The organism is Candidatus Palauibacter australiensis (genome assembly GCA_026705295.1).
Lineage (GTDB): Bacteria > Gemmatimonadota > Gemmatimonadetes > Palauibacterales > Palauibacteraceae > Palauibacter > Palauibacter australiensis.
In genome coordinates this window covers 37303-54039 of the sequence record JAPPBA010000076.1, presented here as the reverse complement: position 1 = coordinate 54039, position 16737 = coordinate 37303, and the positions used below count along the sequence as shown (strand labels likewise).

The following is a 16737-nucleotide window of genomic DNA, read 5'->3' as shown; positions in this document are numbered from 1 at the left end:
AGCGGACTCGAATGCGGCGGGGGTTCGTCATCGGCCGCCGGGCCCGCCGTCGACGTATTCGGCCAGATTCGACCAGGCGATCTGGTAGTCGTACCGGTTCTGTATCAGCGAGGTCTCGGCGTTCTGCAACGCGGTGACCGCGTTTTGAAGCTCAAGATAGCTCGTGGTGCCAAGCCGATAGCGTTCCTGCTCCATATCGAGACGCTCTCTCGATATCTCATACGCCTGCTCCAGTAACCCCAGCGTCTGAGCCAGCTCCTCGATCTCGGTACCGAAGCGCCTGACATCGCGTTCGATCTCCAACCGCAACCGCCGATAATCTTCCTCGGCCCGTCGCTTGGCGGCCGACGCCTGGGCGTTCTGGCGTTCCCGGCCGAAACCGTCGAAGAGGTTCCAGGAAGCCGAGACGCTGAACCCACTGCTCGTATCGCCCGGGTCGAACTGCCAGAACGAAACATCGGAGCCGAAGCTCTCGTTGCGGTTCAACCTGAAGCCTACGTCGATCCGGGGCAGGTATATCATGCGGGCGGACCACAGCGATGCGGACGCCGCGGACCGATCGGCCTCCAGCGCGGCAAGTCCGGGATCGGAGATCACGGCGGTGCGGACGATGGACTCGATGTCCGGCGCCCCGGCGGGCAGGCCCTCATCTCCGGCCAGTACGAGTCCTTCGCCCGCTTCGGGCGGCAGCCCCATCGAGACCGCGAGCTGCCGGAGCCCGACCCGCAACAGGTTCTGTTCCGCAATGAGCCGGATCCGGGCGTTCAGCAGTTGGAGCTCGGCGCCAAGAAGGTCCGTGCGTTCCACGGCCGCGATCTCGTACCGCCGGCTGGCGATTTCGAGTTCGATTTCCCGGTCGGCGATCTGGGTCCGCGTCAACTCCAGCAACTCCTGGCGCCGCAGGGCGTCGAGGAACTCACGCCGCACCGCCGCGACAACCCTCCGTTGCTCATCGTCGTAACGTCGCTGCGCGCCCCTGAAGTTTGCCGCGCTCCGCCGAAGTTCCGCGAAGCGTCGACCTCCCTCGAGCACTGTTATACCGAGATTCAACCCCTGGCCGGCGGACTGAGACGTGTACGTGAGACGTTCCTGCAGCCGCTCGGCGGGTCCTTCCTGGGCATCGTACGTGGAGCGGGTGGCGCTCGAGCGACTGAGATCCAGGCCCACCGACGCCCGGGGAAGAAACGCCCCCCAGGCCGCCAACCGGTCGGCGCCCGCTCCGTCCGCTGCGGCGCGGGAACTCATCAGCACCGGGCTTTCGCTCACGGCGATTCGGACCGCCCGCTCGATATCGAGCGTATCCGGGAGCATCCGTCCCTGCGCGACCGCCGGCGATGCGGCCGCAAGTCCGCCCGTCGCCAGCAGGGCCGTTGCAAGAAGCCGTGGCATGCGCCGACTCGCCGCCGGCCTCACCGCGAACCGTCCGGGGCGGGTTCCGCGGGCGCCACGAGGTCGCTGTGGTTTTCGATGCGCACCTGGGCATCGTGCGTCAGCGTGGCGTGACCGTCGACGAGCACGACTTCGCCGCCCGCGGGCACGAATGTGTCGTCTCCGTCCGGGCTGGGGATGATCTCGACCTGTGTGTCGTTCTCGAGGCCCAGCGTCACATACTCCCACTGGGCGCGCCCCGTCTCCGCACCCGGCGACCCCGGCTCGAACACGAACACGACCTGGCGCCGACTCCGCTCCACGACCGCCTCCTTCGGCACGAACGTCCGGTCCTCGAGCTGCCGGCCGGCGATCCGCACGTTCCCCGGCATGCCCGGGACGATCCGCGCCTCCGGGTTCGACAGCCGCACGGTGACCCGTGCGGTCAGCGTCTCGGCATCGATCAGCGGGTTCACGCTCACGACGCGCCCCTGGAAGACTTCGCCGGGGAGCGCAGGGAAGGTGGCCGTCGCCTGTCGCCCCACCTCCACCAGCGGCAGTTCGGAATGGAGCACTCCGGCATCGATGTCGATCTCCGAAAGATCGACCACCGTCGCGATCGAGTCCCCCGCTCGGACGCGGCTCCCCTGCGCCACCGAGAGGTTCGCCACAAGGCCGGAGAAGGGAGCGACGATACGAGTCTTCGCCAACTCATACCGCCTCTCGGAAAGCGCTGCTTCCTGCTCGTCGAGGCCGACCCGGATCCGCGCCTGTTCCGCCCTGGCCATGCGTACCGAGTCCGGCAGTTGGTCGTCGAAGAGCACGCGGTCGTCGTACTCCGCCTGAGCTCGCTTCACCCCGGCTTCCGCCCCCTGCACCCGGAGTTCGTAGAGCGCGGGGTCGATCCGGGCGAGAGTTTGACCGGCACTCACGAGCCCGCCTTCCTGCACCGGCACGGCGGTGACGGGCCCCTCGACTTCCGCGTGGAGGGGAGCCTGGCGGAGGGAAGCGGCGTGACCGCTCGCCGTGACCCAGAGCACGAAGGTGTCGCGCTGGATGACGGCCCCTTCGACCGGAAGGAAGATGTCCGTGGCGAAAGCGGCCGCCGAAGCCGTCCCCCGCACCGCCTCGGCCACGGAATCGGCCGCGGCGTCGCCGAAGCTCTGCGGTCCCTCCTCCTCGTCCTCGTTCAGCCGCATGAAGATGCCGACGACGGCCGCACCCGCGACGAGCAGGACGATCAACGTGACCCAATGACGTGCCTTCATAAGCCTCGCACCGCTGTGTTCCGTTCGCGTGGTGGACCAATTCGAATGGTCGCGGCTAGCTAAATCTATCGCAAGACTGTCAACCGGCTATCAACCGTCAGAGATCGAGGCTTTGACACGGGAACGTGTCCCAACCGTTGTACGGACCTCGGGCCGGTTAGTTCGCCCAGCGGGGGAGCCTAGACGGACGAGGGCGCCGGGTCAACTAATTCAATAGTAGAGCGGAGAGCGCGGGAGCGGTGCGGAGGGGGCGGAGCAATCCATAACGGCGGGAGGGCGGCATCGCGCGATGCCGCCCTCCCCATACGTCAGATCCAGTCCTTCTTGCGGAAGTCGGTCATGACCTCGGCGAGCTTCTCCATGTCCGACGGGAGGCCCATCGAGAGCCGGCTCCAGTCCGTCATCGGCGGGAAGGGGCGGCCCACGTTGAATCCGGCCTCGAACATGCGCTCGTTGTAGGTCGCGAGTTCGCCCTTGATCCGGTGCATGACGAAGTTCGTGTGGCTCGGCAGGACTTCGATGTCGAGCTGGCCGAGGGCGTCGTACATGATCGCCTTCGCCTCGTCGTTCGTCTTCACGCTCTTCGCGAAGAACTCGTCGTCGGCGAGCGAGGCGACGGCCGCCACACCCGCGACGTGGTTGGGCGCGTTCCGCGTCGCGAACGGGAGGACCCGCTGGACGGTGGCTTCGTGCGCGATCCCGTAGCCGAGGCGGATTCCGGCCATCGCGTACACCTTCGAGAAGGTGCGGGCGACGATCAGGTTCGGATGGCGCTCGATGAGGGGGACGAAGGTCTCGTAGCCGGGATCGTCCGCGAGTTCGAAGTACGCCTCGTCCACGAGGAAGAGGTGCTGCTCGCCCTCGTCGCGGAGCCAGTCCATGATCGGTCCGGTCGGGGTGAGCGTGCCCGTCGGGTTGTTCGGGTTGCAGAAGTAGATCACGCTCGGCGCGGACGACTTCGCGACCTCCTCGCGCATGCGGCCAATGTCGTGCGCATAGTCGCTCGTGAGCGGAACCGTGACGTGATCGTAGGCGAACGGCTGCGAGTACCTCGGGACATCCTCGTACGTCGGCTCGGCGTAGATGAGCCGGCCGCCGGGCGCCGCCCAGGCCGCGGAGGCGATGCGCAGGATCTCGGTCGAGCCGGAGCCGAAGAAGAGCTGGCCGGGCTTGACGCCGAAGCGGGCAACGAGCGCCTCGCGCACGAGTTCGCCGGTCGCGCCGGGATAGCGGTTCGCCTCGTCGAGCCCGTCGATGATCGCCTGCCGCGCCGACGGAGCGATGCCGAGCGGGTTCTCGTTCGAACTCAGCCGGACGGGTCCGTTGTAGTCGCGTCCCGGTCGGCGGGGGTTGAAGAGGGTGTCGAGGCCGCGCGCCGTCGTCGCGCCCGCGAGGGGTGCGGCAAGGGGTGCGGCGGCGATGCCGGCAACGCCGGCGCCCGTGAGTCCGGCTCGGAGAAACGACCTTCGCTTCATATGGCCTCCCTGAGGTTCTTGTACAACGACCCCTGCAACATGGCCGTTGTCCCGGAATTCGTCCAGCATGGCGGCTACCACTCTGCAGGCCGGGTCCATTACGTTCCGTCGGTGCCCGCACCCCGCGCGTCATGCGTGGACATCCGGTTTCGGAGTTGACCGATGACCCTCGACGAAAACGAGATCCGGCAACGGCTTCGCCTCGGCGAAGACAGCCGCACGGAATTCAAGGAATTCGAGTTCCGCGGCAACCGTCCGATACGCCCGGAGAGGAGGAGCATCGCCGACGAACTGGGCGCGTTCGCCAACGCCCGGGGCGGCGTGATGTACTGCGGCGTCACCGACGACGGTGAGGTCCACGGGATGCCCGCGGCGAGATGGATGCGCTCGAAGAACTCGTCGTCAACCTCTGTACGCGCTTCCTGTGGTTCGATGAGCAGCCTGTGCCGGGCACCGGCTTCGGCACGCTCGACGAGGAACTCTGGGCACCACTGCTGAGTGCCGAGGGCGCCGCCGATCCAAAGCTGGCGCTCGAGACAATGGGGCTTCTGACTCGCGACGAAGGTGGGGTCCGCCGCGCAACTGTGGCCGGGGTGCTGCTGTGCTCCGCCGCTCCCGAAGAGTGGCTGCCGAACGCCTGCATCAGCGCGACGCAATACCGGGGCGTGGACAGGGCGTCCGGCCAGTTGGACGCCCAGACGATTACGGGACCGCTGCAACGTCAGATCGCGGAGGCCGTCAAGTTCGCGGTCCGCAATATGCGAGTCGGCGCGCACAAGCAGCCCGCACGCGTCGATCTCCCGCAGTACAGCGAGAAGGCCTTGTTCGAGGCCATCGTCAACGCCGTGGCGCACCGGGACTACTCGATTCGCGGCGCCGGATACGGCTCTCGATGTTTGCCGACCGGGTCGAGATCAACTCTCCCGGCGCCCTTCCGAACAACCTCACCGTCGAGAGCATGGCTTCCCGGCAGGCGACCCGTAACCAGACGCTCGCCTCCATGCTGGGCCGCATGCCGGTGGGAAAGATCCTCGGGTCGGGCGGGCGACAGTTCTTCATGGAACGAAGGGGGGATGGGGTTCCGACGATCTTGCGCGAGACGCGTGGCCTGAGCGGCAAGGAGCCCCGGTACCGACTCGTGGACGACGCGGACCTGTTTCTCACGATTCCCGCCGCCCCCACCGCGCCGACGCCGGCGACCGCCGTGATCCGCGCGAGCGAGGCCGGTGCTCCGGTGCCCGGCGTCGAGCTGCTCGTGCTGTTCCCCAACGAGACGAGGGACGGCGGGAGCCCGTCGCCTTCCTGCCGGGTGAGGAACTGCTCGTCACCGACCGCGAGGGGGCCGAACTGCTCATCCGGATCGTGAGTATCGTTGGCCAGTCCGCGCTGATCGAGTATCGAACAGCCGACGACGGCCACGGCTAGGATTCAACACGGCGTCAGCCAATACGGAGGAACTCGGCCTTAGCGCGACTGTGTGGAGTCGCGTCCTTGCGGCGGGTCCGGGGGGCGCTCGGGACGGTCGGCACGGCGTGGCGGGGGTTCTCCGACGAGCAGGCCGATGGCCGATCTCGCGCGGCCGGTCAGGGAATCGATGGCGGCGTACAACTCCTCTCCACTCAAGCCCTCGACGCGACGCCGTAGACCCTCCGGGAGCCGACGGATGAGCTGGAGCGCGCGGCGCTGCTGCCACTCCGTCCTCCGGCGCGTCGCCTCCTCCCGCACCTGCTCCATCTCCGCCATGTCGTCTTCGTCGAAGTCCGCCATCACGACGATCGTCTGCAACGTTTCGTCGTTCACGAACCCCGCGGCCAGGGCGCGACCGAGGTTCTCGGGATCGATATCCTCGGGATCGAGACGAGCGGGGTCGATTCCTTCCCACACCTCGACCCAGCCGGCGCCGAACTCCCGATCAGGTTCGACTTCCTCGCGTGAGGCGAGCAGCGGAAGGGCGAAGGCGCTGTCGATGGTGGCGGCGCGTTCGTAGTGGGCCTCCGCCTCGTCGGCGCGGCCTTCGCGATGCAGGGCGTTGCCGCGGTGGAAGGCGGCGAGGGCTTCCAGATTCCGCGTGCCGAGGTGGCTGATGCGAACCGCCTCGGACGGCTGTGTCGTACCGGAGAGGTTGGCGGCGAGCCGCACGGTCAGCGTGTCCACGAGTTCGAACACGTCGTCGCCCCGGGCGAAGTCCGCCGACGCGATGGTCCCGTTCTCGAGTTCGATCAACTGGGCGTCGATGCGCATGTCCTCCGGCGATCCTGTCACGCTGCCCCAGAGCAGCAGGCGGGCGCCGCTCCCGCGCGCCACGGTCAGCGCCAGAGCCTCCGGGATTTCCTCCTCCTCGGAGACGCCTCCCTCCATGAGGAGGTCGTAGAGGCTCTGCCGGCCGACGACGCGCAGGCCGGGGAGTTGCGCGAGGTTCGTCGTGAGCAGGTCCGCGAGACCCGAACCGAGCCACTCGAGTTCCGGGTCGGGCACGTTGTTCCGGAAGGGCAGGACCGCCAGCGAGTTGGGCCCCAGGTCGGGCGCCGACCCCGCTAAACTCAGCCCCTCGTCGCTGCCGTCCGCACCGTCCGCGGCCGTGACGGGCGCCGCTGTCTCCACGCCGCCGGCCTCCGCCGGTATCGCGGTCGCGATCCGGTAGGTGCCGATGGCGCCCAGGGAAACCAGGGTGAGCAGAAGCCAGGCTTCGGCCCGGCGGATGCGCTGCGGACCGCGTTCGCCGTGAAACCAGCCGATGACGAGAAAGGCGGGGAACCCGAGGATGGCGAGGAAGACGACCGTGTCGAGGATCTTCCTCGAGAAGGCGTACGTCCCGACGATGAAGTCGGTGATCTCCACGCCGAGCCAGGCCGCGCCCACATACACGAGCGCGATCTGCACCATGCGCCGCTTCCGGATCTTCTCCAGGATCGACGCGCCGTTTCCCTCTCTATTCATCATTCATCATCATCCGCCCGTCCCGGTCTCCGGAGCTGCCCTGGTCCGCCATCGAGCCTTGCGACACCGCCGGAGCGGCGAACGGTTGCCGCTCCGGCGGGCCACGAAAGCTACGGGTCCTCGCGGTCGTCCTCTCCGTCGGGTTCGTCCCAGAAGCCGAAGCCTTCCTTCCGTACGACCTCGAGCGGGACGGTGTGGGTCTCGTCGCCGATCGTGATCGCCACGGTGTAGCTCCCCGGGTCGGCCAGACCGCCCCCACCGCCACCGCCGCCGAAGAAGCGACGGATGGTCGACATGCCACCCCGGTCCCGAACGGCCTCACCCACCTGCTGGAAGACCTCGCGCATGGCCGCCGGGTCGGCGCCGCTCGCGGAAGCCGCGGCAGCCGCCATTGCCGCCGTGCGACCCCCTCCCCGGCCTCCGCCCCGCCCCGCCTGCCCAGGCGGCGGGTAGCGCTCGGCCGGCCGCTCCCGCCAGCCGGCGGCGCCGCCTCCACCGCCCCCGCCGCCGGTGAACATGCGGACGATCGCGCCCTGGTTGCCGCCCTGCATCATTTCGAGCACCTGGTCCATCGTCTCCCGCGCGACCCCTTCGTGCTCGACCAGCGAGTCTCCCACGGTCTCGTAGAGCCGCGCCGTCCGCAGGCTGTCCAGCCGATCCGCGGGCGACGGTTCCCGCGGCGCGCTCCGCCGGTTGAAGGTCCACCGCACGCGCTGCACGCCGGCCGCGGCCGAACCGTTCAGCGTCTGCACGGTGTCGCCGGCCGCGTTCAGGATCGCGATCGACGCCTGGGGGCGGTTTCCGCCTCGCCCGGCCGCCACGATCCCGGACATCACGAAAGTGCGGCCCCCGGCGCCCGCGGGCGCTGCAACGGCGCGGCCCACCACCACGGCGCCCGCAGCTTCCTCTTCCTCCTCGGCCTCTTCCTCCTCGCCCTCCTCCTCAGCCTCTTCTTCAGCCTCTTCCTCGGCCTCCTCTTCCGCCGCTGCTTCAGCCTCTTCCTCGGCCGCCTCGGCGAGCGCTTCCGCTACGTCCTCCGGGACGTAGTAGGAGATCTGCGCGCCGTAGTCGCCCGCGTCCGCCTGGAAGTTGCTCTGCGCGACGAACTCGCCGCCCACCGGCGGATCCCCGAACTGGATCGCCGTCTTCGGCTCGAACACCGTCACGGCCTCCGGCAGGCGCCCACCGTCGAGTTGCTGCAGGAGCGAGATGTCCGCCACGAAGATGGAGCGCCCGTGCGTTCCTGCGATGATCTCGCTCTCGCGCGGATGGATCTTCAGATCGTGGACGGGCACCGTGGGCAAGCCGTTCATGAAGCGCGACCACGAACCGCCCCGGTCCGTGGACACGTAGGCCCCGACGTCCGTCCCCACGAAGAGGAGATCCGGATTCACCGGGTCTTCCCGGACCACGTGCACGAAGTCCGGCGCCCCGGTCGGAAGGTTCGACGAGATCGAGCGGAAGCTCTCGCCGGCGTCATCTGTCACGTAGACGTACGGCGTGTAGTCGTCGCGCCGGTGGTTGTCGAACGTCACGTAGAAGCGGTTCGGATCGTGGCTCGATGCCTCGATCCGGCTCACGTACGTTCCCTCGGGAACGCCGTCGAAGCGGTCCGTGAGTTCGATCCACTCCGCACCCTCCGGCGTCCGCCACACGCGGCCGTCGTCCGTCCCCGCGTAGAGTTCGCCCTCATTGAGCTTCGACTCGGCGAGCGAGACGATCGTGGCGAAGTTCTCCGCCCCCGTGACGTCCGGCGTGATGCCGCCCGTCGTGTTGTAGGCGATCTCGATCTTCTCCGGATCCGCGTAGGTGAGGTCTTCGGAGATCGGCGTCATCTCGTCCGTGTCGTACGTCCACTTCAGGACCCGGTTCGCGCCGATATACAGCGTTTGCGGATCGTGCGGCGACAGTTCGAGCGGCGTGTTCCAGTTGAACCGCATATCGAACAGCGCGGAGTCCTGCGCGACGAGGGCCTGCAGTTCCTCGATCTGCGCCACGTTGCCGGCCGGCGGACTGTCGGGGTCGTCCCCCGTCAGGATCGCGATCGAGTCGCGCAGCGTCTGCGTGCGCTCGCGCCAGTCGGGATGCTGCAACTGGTGACGCTCCCCGGTGCGCGTGTTCCGCCAGTAGATCCGCCCCTGCTGCGATTCTCCGAACACGATGTCCGGGTTCGTCGGGTCCTGCGGCGCGTAAAAGCCGTCGCCGCCCCCGATCGAATACCACATGTGATTGTCGATGGAGCCGCCGGCGCGGGCGCTCGGCCCGCACCACGTATAGTTGTCCTGCAGTCCGCCGCACACGCGGTAGGGCGTGTCCATGTTGTAGCTGACCGCATAGAACTGTCCCATGGGGATACGGTTGGGGAACTCGAAGTTGCCGCCCCGATCCCACGTGATCGCGATCCCGCCGTCGTTGCCCAGTATGAAGTGATCCGGATTGGTTGGATCCCACCACAGTGCGTGATAGTCGACGTGCACGCCTTGGGCGGGGTTCCCGACTGTGCGGCCCCCGTCCCGGGAAAAGAAGAGGGACGACCAGTAGATGAAGTCGGGGTCGTCCGGGGACACCCAGACGCCGGAATAGTAGAAGGGGCGCGAGTTGTTCGAGTTCATGAACTCCCACGTCTCGCCGCCGTCGGCGGAGCGGTACAGGCCTGAGGCGTGGCGGTCTCCGTCCTCATCCGCCTCCTCCGGAGCCTCGGCCTCGACCATCGCGTACATGACCTGCGGGTAGCTCGGCGCGATCGCGACCTCGAGCCTCCCCAGCATGGTCTCGGGGAGGCCGTTGCCCTCCACCTTCTCCCACGTGTCGCCGGCGTCCGTGGACTTCCAGATCGCGCTCCCGGGGCCGCCGCTGTTGAAGAAGTACGGGCCGCGCACGCGCTCCCAGCTCGTCGCCCACAGGACGTCCGGGTTCTGAGGATGCATGTCGACGTCGACGAAGCCCGCCTTGTCGGACACGAAGTTGATGCGCTCCCACGTGTCGCCGCCGTCCTTCGTGCGGTAGAGCCCGCGCTCCTCGTTGTCCCCCCAGGGGTGTCCGAGCGCCGCGACGTACACCCAGTCCGCCTTCGTCGGGTGGACGACAATGCGGCCGATCGCCTGCGTGTCCTCGAGCCCCTTCAGCTCCCACGTGAGGCCGCCGTCGACGGACTTGTAGATGCCGCCTCCGGGCGAGATCGAATTGCGCGAGTCCTCCTCGCCGGTCCCGGCCCACACGATGTCCGGGTTGCTCGGCGCGATCGCCATGTCGCCCATCGAGACGACCCGCTCGTTGTCGAAGACGGGCCGGTAGGTCGTCCCGTTGTTCGTCGTCTTCCAGATCCCGCTCGACGCGCCTGCGATGAAGAAGGTCCCGGTGCCGGGGATTCCCTCGATGTCGGTGACGCGCCCGGCCATGTTCGCCGGGCCGATCGAACGCCATTCCATCTCGGCCATGAAGTCTTCATCGGCCACGGCCTCCTGGGCGGCCCCCGGGGCCGCGAGGACGGTGGTCGCGAAGAGGACGGGGAGAAACGCACGCTTCAGCATGATTCGCGGCTCCTGACTGTGGTGGTGCTCGTGGGCGCAGTAGTGGCAGTAATGCCCTGTCGGCGCAAGTGAGTAGACACGCGCGCGCGCTCCGGCGTTTGAGGAATGAGACGAGGCCCGCGCTTCAACGCCCGATCCCCGGCGTCGAACCTCCGGGCGGAGGGTCGTCCTCCTTCAGCGCGCGGATGCGCCGCACGACGCGGTCGCGCCAGGCGCAGAGGGCTTCGGTGGCGGAGGCTCCGTACATCCCCTCGGTCTCGGCGTGGATCCCGTCGATCACGCGCTCCGAGAACTCGGGATCCGCTTCGAGTTCCCGCCACGTCTCGCGGTACGCATCGCCGTACCGCCGGTAGTACTCGCCCGCGCCGCCGTCCGCGTTCGTGTGTCCGGTGCCGAACGGCCCGAGCAGCGCCCAGCGCAGCCCCAGGCCTTCGCGCACCACCGTGTCGATCGCTTCCACCGAGGCGGCGCCCGATCCGTACAGGAAGACGGCCTCCCGGAGCAGAGCGGCCTGGAGCCGGTTGAGGAGGAAACCGGGCAGGTAGCGGTTCATCTGCACGGGAGACTGGCCCACGCTTTCGAGAAAGGCGAGCGCGGCCGTCAGCACTTCGGGGTGCGTGCCCTCCCCGGGAAGGAGCTCCACCACGGGGATGACGTGCGGCGGATTCACGGGGTGCGCGACGACGCAGCGACCGGCGCCCGGGAGACCGTCCGCGATCCGCGACATGTCGTGAGCGGACGTCGAACTGGCCAAAATCGTGCCAGGCTCCGCCGCGGCGTCCAGGTCGGAGAAGATCCGCTGCTTGACCGCGAGCGTCTCCGGCCCGCTCTCCTGCACCCATCCGGCGCCCGACAGCGCCTCCTCCAGCGTGTCGCAGCGGCGGACCGCCCGCCCTTCTCCGGCTGCGGCCCCGGCATCGATGAACCCGAGGGCCTCGTCCTCGTCCGCGGACGCCCGCGACCACTCGAGCGCGCGCGCCAGTTGCTCCGGGTCGGGATCGAAGACGCGCGTCTCGCAACCGGCGCGGGCAAACACGCGGATCCAGCTTCGGCCGATGACCCCGGCCCCGACGACGGCGACGGTTCGAATCGTGGGCTGGGTCACGGGCCTGACACGGTCAGAGAAACGTCGGGGAAACGGGGGCGAAGCGTGATGCCGGAGGAGGGACTCGAACCCTCAAGGGATTGCTCCCACCGGATTTTGAGTCCGGCGCGTCTGCCAGTTCCGCCACTCCGGCTCGCGAGCGCGGCCCTCAGATCTACAACAGCGGGCCGCGCGCGGCTATTGCATCTCGTCGAGCGCCTGGTACACCAGGGTGCGCAGCTTCGCGTGGTCGTCCAAGCCGCCCGTCGGGATGAGCTGCGTGAAGTAGACGACGACGAGATCCTCGGCGGGGTCCACCCAGTACGTCGAGTGGTACGCGCCGCCCCACCCGTACTCGCCTACCGAGCCGGGGGTTCCGCGCGCGCCGAGATCGGCCAGCACGCTGAACCCGAGGCCGAAGCCGACCCCGCCATCCCAGTTGAACCGGTCCCCCACGTGGTTGACCGTCATGAGGTCCACGCTCTTGCTCGACAGAATCCGCGCGCCGTCGAGTTCGCCTCCGTTCAGCATCATCTGGAGGAAGCGTGCGTAGTCGTGCGCCGTGGAGAGGAGCCCCGCCCCGCCGGAGAAGCTCGTCCGCGGGCCGTCGACGTAGGCGCCCTGGCCGACCATGCCGCCGGGGTCGGGCGCCGGCGATAGTCCGCCCTCCGAGGCCGAGTACACGACGCTGAGCCGGTCGCGCTTCTCCTCCGGCAGGTAGAAGTGCGTGTCGACCATGCCCAGCGGCTCGAAGATCCGCGTACGGAGGAAGGCGTCCAGCGGCTCGCCCGACACCTCTTCGACGAGGGCGCCGAGGATGTCCGTCGCGTAGCCGTACACGTAGCGTTCGCCCGGCTGCGCGTCCATGGGGAGGGCGGCCATGCGCCGCACGGTCTCCCGGACCGGCTCGTCGCGGTGCGCGAAGTACCAGCCCTGGATGCCCGCCTCCTCCCAGAGCTCCGCCGCCGGACCGCCCCCGTAGCCGATCCCGGCCGTGTGCGTGAGCAGGTCCCGGATCGTGATCGGCCGGTTCGCGGGGACGATGTCGTATCCGCCCGCCCCATCGGGGACGGCGACCGTCGTCTCCATGTACTCGGGCAGATAGCGGCCGAGCGGGTCGGAGATCAGAAGTCCTCCCTCTTCCTGGAGGATCATGACGCCGACGCTCACGATCGCCTTGGTCTGCGAGGCGATGCGGAAGATGTCGTCCGTCTCCATCGGGTCGCCCGCCGCGACGTCCCGGTGGCCGACCGCCTCGAGGTAGGAGACCTCGCCTTCGTGCGCGACGAGGGCCACGGCGCCGGCCAGCTCCCCCTCCTCCACGTAGGACTCCAGGGCGCCGCTGAGCCGCTCGAGGCGGCCCGCGTCCGCCTCGGCCGCCGACGACCCCGGGGCACGGGCCACGGCGAGCGCCCCTCCGACCACGAGCACCGGGAGTACGCCCCACAGGAGGCGCCTGGGCATTCTGTTCATCGTTCGTCCTCCGCTTCCGTCTGTCGCGCTTCCGTCTGTCGCGCTTCCGTCTGTGGCCGGGCCCCCGTCAGTCGAGCGCGGGATGCCGCGTGTGCCAGTCCGTCGCCGCCTGGAAGGCGTGCGCCACGCTCAGGATCTTGTCGTCCGCGAACAGATCCCCGATGAGCGTGGTCGTCAGGGGCTGCTCCGCCTCCTCGCCCTCGGGCCCGAGCGGGCCGAAGCCGTACTGGACGACGGCCGCCGGGTGCCCCGTCTCGTTCGTGAGCCCCACCTCTCCCGAGCCGGTGGCGAACATGTCGAAACCCTCCATCGCCTCGGCCATGCGCTGCATCACGATGAGGCGCCGCCGCTGCGCGTGCACGTAGTCCATCGCCAGACCCTCGCGCCCGCGGCGGAACCGCGTGAAGTCGCGCTCCTCCACCTCGCTGAGCCCCTCGGGCACCGGGGGCAGTTCCCCGCCCGGGGCCACATGGAAGTCGAAGGCCGACGACGACTCAGCGCCGAGCGAGCTCGCCGACTGGGCGGGCAGCTCGCGCATGAGCCGCGGCCGGGCCCCGAGTTCCTCCAGCTTCTCGACGAAGGAGTGCGGCGCGTCCTCGGTGTAGCCGATCGAGAGCGCGCCCAGGTCCGGGTTCCGCTCGAAACGGAACGGCATCGTGATGGAGGCGGGGTCCTTCTCGTCCGACCCGTGAATCTCGTTGAACACGAGCGCGCAGTCCTCGATCGTGCGGCACATGGGCCCCGTCTTGTCCATGCTCCACGAGAGCACCATGCCCCCGTAGCGGCTCACGCGCCCGAAGGTGGGGCGGAGGGCGCTCAGCCCGTTGCGGCGGCTCGGGGAGACGATCGACCCGCGCGTCTCGGTCCCGATCGAGAACGCGACGCAGCCCGCCGCCGTCGCCGACCCCGGCCCCGCGGAAGACCCGCTCGATCCCCAGGCCAGGTTCCACGGATTCAGCGTCCGGCCGCGGTACCAGCGGTCGCCCCGCGCGAACTCGCCCGTCGCGAGCTTCGCGATGAGCACGGCGCCCGCCGCGTTCAGCCGGCGCACGACCTCCGCATCCTCCTCGATCATCTGGGTCTGGAACGCGGCCGAGCCCCACGTCGTCCGCGCCCCGACGGTCGAGAAGAGGTCCTTCAAACCGTAGGGAATCCCGTGCAGGGGCCCGCGCCACTCGCCCGCGCGGATCTCGGCCTCCGCCTGCTCCGCCTCTTCCCTCCCCCGGTCCTCCAGGATCGTCACGGCGCACAGCAGCACGGGGTCGTACCGCTTCATGCGCTCCATGTAGATGTCGAACAGTTCCGTCGGCGAGACCCGGCGCTCCCTGACGAGGGCCGACAGCCGGTGTACGGGGAGAAACGCGATCTCCTCCTCGGTGGACGGCACGGGCCCCTCCCAGGGCTCGACATCGATCGTGGTTCTCTCGAACGGGTTCATCCCCGCGCGCCAGTACTTCTCCAGCAACGCCCCCGTCCCGCCCGGATACGCCTGGAACTGAAGCGCCGGCGGCTCCCCGTTCCCGAGCGGAATCACCTCCTCCTGCGCGGCAGCGTGCGGTGCCCTCGGCCCCGTAGCGCCGGGAGCGGCGGGAATCGCGTCTGGAGCGGCCACCAGCACCCGGGGATCCAGGGCTCCCGCCGCCGTCGCTGCGGCCGCAGCCTTCAGAAACCCTCGCCGTCGGATCCCTCCGCGTGACATCTCCACGCCGCCTTCTCCGATCTCTGGTTCGTGCTTTGCGGACACACGCTACTCCTGTGGTTGAGACGGGCCGATCCTGGTTCGGGCCGAGCTGCCCTAGGAACTCAGACTGCGGAGAAACACCCTGCCCGACAAGCCACTAGATTGAGTGCCCGGACGATCGGATCAGGAGATGACACGGAAATGCGCGAAACCGAGAAACCCCTTCCTCGGGAGGAGCCGGAAGACCGCGACGGGATCGAGGTGGAGACCGACCCGGAACCCGGCCGACGGTTCACCGTCGACGACATCTTCACGCCGCACGACTTTGGGCCCTGGCCGGAGGGATTCCGATGCAGCCGCGAGGAACTGTACGGCGACGATGGGCGATAGGAGAGGCCGGGGCGCACGCGACCACTTCGGTACATCCGACTTCATCCCAACGTCGTCCCTGCCACAGGAGGGTGATCCGCCGCCCCGGCTTCAGTTCTCCCGCAAGACCCGACCCCGCGGAGCGCTAAAAGGTTCCGCGCGTCCGGAACACTGAGACGCGCCGAGTCCGGGAAGCGTTGCTTTGCCCCGGTCCGGCGGACGGAGGGCCGGGTGGGGCTGCTAGCCGGGGAGGTTGAAGAAGGCGAGGCCGAGCAGAATGTAGACGGCGAGGAGAAGGACGCCCTCCATCCAGTGCGTCTTGCCGTCATCGGCGATCTGTCCCACGACGAGGACGGAGACCGCGACGGCCACGACCTCGAGCGGCGAGAAGACGAGGTCGATCGGCTCCGGCCCGATCGCGTAGGAGAGGAAGACGAGGAGCGGGGCGATGAGGAGCGCGATCTGGAGCGACGATCCCACCGCGATCTGAATCGACAGGTCCATCTTGTTCCGCAGGGCGACGAGCACGGCCGTCGAATGTTCCGCCGCGTTGCCGACGAGAGCGACGACGATCACGCCTACGAAGACCTCGGTCATCCCGAGGGAGTGGGCCGCCTCCTCTGCCCCGCCGACGAGGATCTCGCTCATCCAGCCCACGAGCGCGGCCGCCCCGACGAGGACGGCGAACGACTTGCCCTTCGACCACGCGGAATCCGCGTGCGCCGCGCCACCCGCGTGCGTCTCGCCGCCGGCGTGCGCCGTCCCCTGATAGAGCTCCGCGTGCGTCCGCAGCGCGAAGACGAGCGAGAGGACGTAGCAGACGATGAGGACGACGGAGATCTCGAGGCTCAACCACCCCGAACCGGATCCAGCCGCCGCGGCCGCTCCCGTCGCGGCGGCCGTCCCGGCCTCCGCCCCGTCCCGGAGATAGTACAGCAGCGACGGGATGACGAGCCCGACCGCACTCAAGAGCAATAGCGTGGAGCCCAGCTTGGCCGCGGTGCGGTTGAAGGTCTGTGTCCGGAACTTCAGACCCCCGAGCAGCGCGCTGAGCCCGAAGATGAGGAGGATGTTCCCGATGATCGACCCCGTGAGCGACGCCTTCACGAGGTCATGCAGGCCCGCCCGGAGCGCGAAGATCGCGATGATGAGTTCCGCGGCATTCCCGAACGTCGCGTTGAGCAGTCCTCCGAGACCGGCGCCCACATGCTCGGCCAGCATCTCGGTGGATTTCCCCATGATCCCGGCAAGGGGAACGATCGCGACCGCGGAGGTAAGAAACAGCGTGGTCGCCGACGCGTGGACGACGTACTCGAGAATGAGCGTGATGGGAACGAAGACGAGAAGGAGCAGGAGAACCTGGTCCGCTTTCAGCTTGAGAGCCAACCCGTTCTCCTCCTGTGTTCGCGGAAAATGCGAAGGGAGATCCGAAGGGAGATCCGAAGAAAAAGGCGCCGTCCGGATTCGAACCGGAGTAGGGGGCTTTGCAGGCCCCTGCCTAACCACTCGGCCACGGCGCCGGAGTTCGCACAGCCTAATGGAGCGACCATAC

At 68.6% G+C, this 16737-nt stretch carries 12 protein-coding genes and 2 tRNA genes; 2 read left to right on the top strand and 12 right to left on the bottom strand.

Going from position 1 to position 16737, the window contains the following annotated elements:
• Positions 1-27: 27 nt before the first annotated feature.
• From OXN85_05840 to OXN85_05825, 4 genes are all read right to left on the bottom strand, one after another.
• A complete protein-coding gene (locus tag OXN85_05840; GenBank protein MCY3599470.1) occupies positions 28-1389 on the bottom strand; it encodes a TolC family protein in 1362 nt (453 codons plus the stop codon).
• Positions 1390-1409: 20 nt separating this feature from the next.
• Positions 1410-2636 carry an efflux RND transporter periplasmic adaptor subunit gene (locus OXN85_05835; protein MCY3599469.1) on the bottom strand — a complete coding sequence of 409 codons (1227 nt, stop codon included), beginning with the start codon at positions 2634-2636 and terminating at the stop codon, positions 1410-1412.
• 308 nt (positions 2637-2944) lie between these two features.
• Complete coding sequence (locus tag OXN85_05830) at positions 2945-4111, bottom strand: aminotransferase class I/II-fold pyridoxal phosphate-dependent enzyme (protein ID MCY3599468.1); 1167 nt, start codon at positions 4109-4111, stop codon at positions 2945-2947.
• A gap of 129 nt (positions 4112-4240) precedes the next feature.
• The gene (locus OXN85_05825) at positions 4241-4471 is read right to left on the bottom strand and encodes a hypothetical protein (protein MCY3599467.1); all 231 of its coding nucleotides are present in this window, start codon (positions 4469-4471) and stop codon (positions 4241-4243) included.
• 262 nt (positions 4472-4733) lie between these two features.
• Here OXN85_05825 and OXN85_05820 point away from each other — a divergent pair, with 262 nt between their 5' ends.
• Positions 4734-5477, top strand: a complete 744-nt coding sequence (locus tag OXN85_05820; protein MCY3599466.1) for a hypothetical protein — start codon at positions 4734-4736, stop codon at positions 5475-5477.
• Between the two features lie 98 nt (positions 5478-5575).
• Here the strand turns inward: OXN85_05820 and OXN85_05815 are convergent, their stop codons facing one another.
• The 6 genes from OXN85_05815 to OXN85_05790 all read right to left on the bottom strand — a co-directional run bounded on the left by OXN85_05815 (position 5576) and on the right by OXN85_05790 (position 14834).
• On the bottom strand, positions 5576-7051 hold the full coding sequence (locus tag OXN85_05815; GenBank protein MCY3599465.1) for a hypothetical protein: 1476 nt from the start codon (positions 7049-7051) through the stop codon (positions 5576-5578).
• A gap of 107 nt (positions 7052-7158) precedes the next feature.
• Entirely contained in the window at positions 7159-10578 is a 3420-nt protein-coding gene (locus OXN85_05810) for a hypothetical protein (protein ID MCY3599464.1), read from the bottom strand.
• A 124-nt stretch (positions 10579-10702) separates the two neighbouring features.
• On the bottom strand, positions 10703-11683 hold the full coding sequence (locus OXN85_05805; protein MCY3599463.1) for a 3-hydroxyacyl-CoA dehydrogenase NAD-binding domain-containing protein: 981 nt from the start codon (positions 11681-11683) through the stop codon (positions 10703-10705).
• Between the two features lie 49 nt (positions 11684-11732).
• Positions 11733-11816, bottom strand: a tRNA-Leu gene (locus tag OXN85_05800).
• A 44-nt stretch (positions 11817-11860) separates the two neighbouring features.
• Entirely contained in the window at positions 11861-13126 is a 1266-nt protein-coding gene (locus tag OXN85_05795) for a serine hydrolase (GenBank protein ID MCY3599462.1), read from the bottom strand.
• Between the two features lie 76 nt (positions 13127-13202).
• The gene (locus tag OXN85_05790) at positions 13203-14834 is read right to left on the bottom strand and encodes an amidase (protein MCY3599461.1); all 1632 of its coding nucleotides are present in this window, start codon (positions 14832-14834) and stop codon (positions 13203-13205) included.
• A gap of 183 nt (positions 14835-15017) precedes the next feature.
• On the opposite strand from OXN85_05790, the gene OXN85_05785 reads away from it, so the two are divergent.
• On the top strand, positions 15018-15206 hold the full coding sequence (locus tag OXN85_05785; protein ID MCY3599460.1) for a hypothetical protein: 189 nt from the start codon (positions 15018-15020) through the stop codon (positions 15204-15206).
• Between the two features lie 219 nt (positions 15207-15425).
• On the opposite strand, the gene cax is transcribed toward OXN85_05785, so the two are convergent.
• Positions 15426-16571: a calcium/proton exchanger gene (gene cax, locus OXN85_05780; GenBank protein ID MCY3599459.1), complete on the bottom strand. Its 1146-nt coding sequence runs from the start codon at positions 16569-16571 to the stop codon at positions 15426-15428.
• Between the two features lie 63 nt (positions 16572-16634).
• A tRNA-Cys gene (locus tag OXN85_05775) sits at positions 16635-16705 on the bottom strand.
• Between the last annotated feature and the right edge of the window lie 32 nt (positions 16706-16737).

Excerpts from the sequence above, each read along its gene's own strand:
- OXN85_05840 (MCY3599470.1), bottom strand. The coding sequence starts at position 1,389 with ATGCCACGGCTTCTTGCAACGGCCCTGCTGGCGACGGGCGGACTTGCG.
- OXN85_05835 (MCY3599469.1), bottom strand. The coding sequence starts at position 2,636 with ATGAAGGCACGTCATTGGGTCACGTTGATCGTCCTGCTCGTCGCGGGT.
- OXN85_05830 (MCY3599468.1), bottom strand. The coding sequence starts at position 4,111 with ATGAAGCGAAGGTCGTTTCTCCGAGCCGGACTCACGGGCGCCGGCGTT.
- OXN85_05815 (MCY3599465.1), bottom strand. The coding sequence starts at position 7,051 with ATGATGAATAGAGAGGGAAACGGCGCGTCGATCCTGGAGAAGATCCGG.
- OXN85_05810 (MCY3599464.1), bottom strand. The coding sequence starts at position 10,578 with ATGCTGAAGCGTGCGTTTCTCCCCGTCCTCTTCGCGACCACCGTCCTC.
- OXN85_05795 (MCY3599462.1), bottom strand. The coding sequence starts at position 13,126 with ATGCCCAGGCGCCTCCTGTGGGGCGTACTCCCGGTGCTCGTGGTCGGA.
- OXN85_05790 (MCY3599461.1), bottom strand. The coding sequence starts at position 14,834 with ATGTCACGCGGAGGGATCCGACGGCGAGGGTTTCTGAAGGCTGCGGCC.
- OXN85_05785 (MCY3599460.1), top strand. The coding sequence starts at position 15,018 with ATGCGCGAAACCGAGAAACCCCTTCCTCGGGAGGAGCCGGAAGACCGC.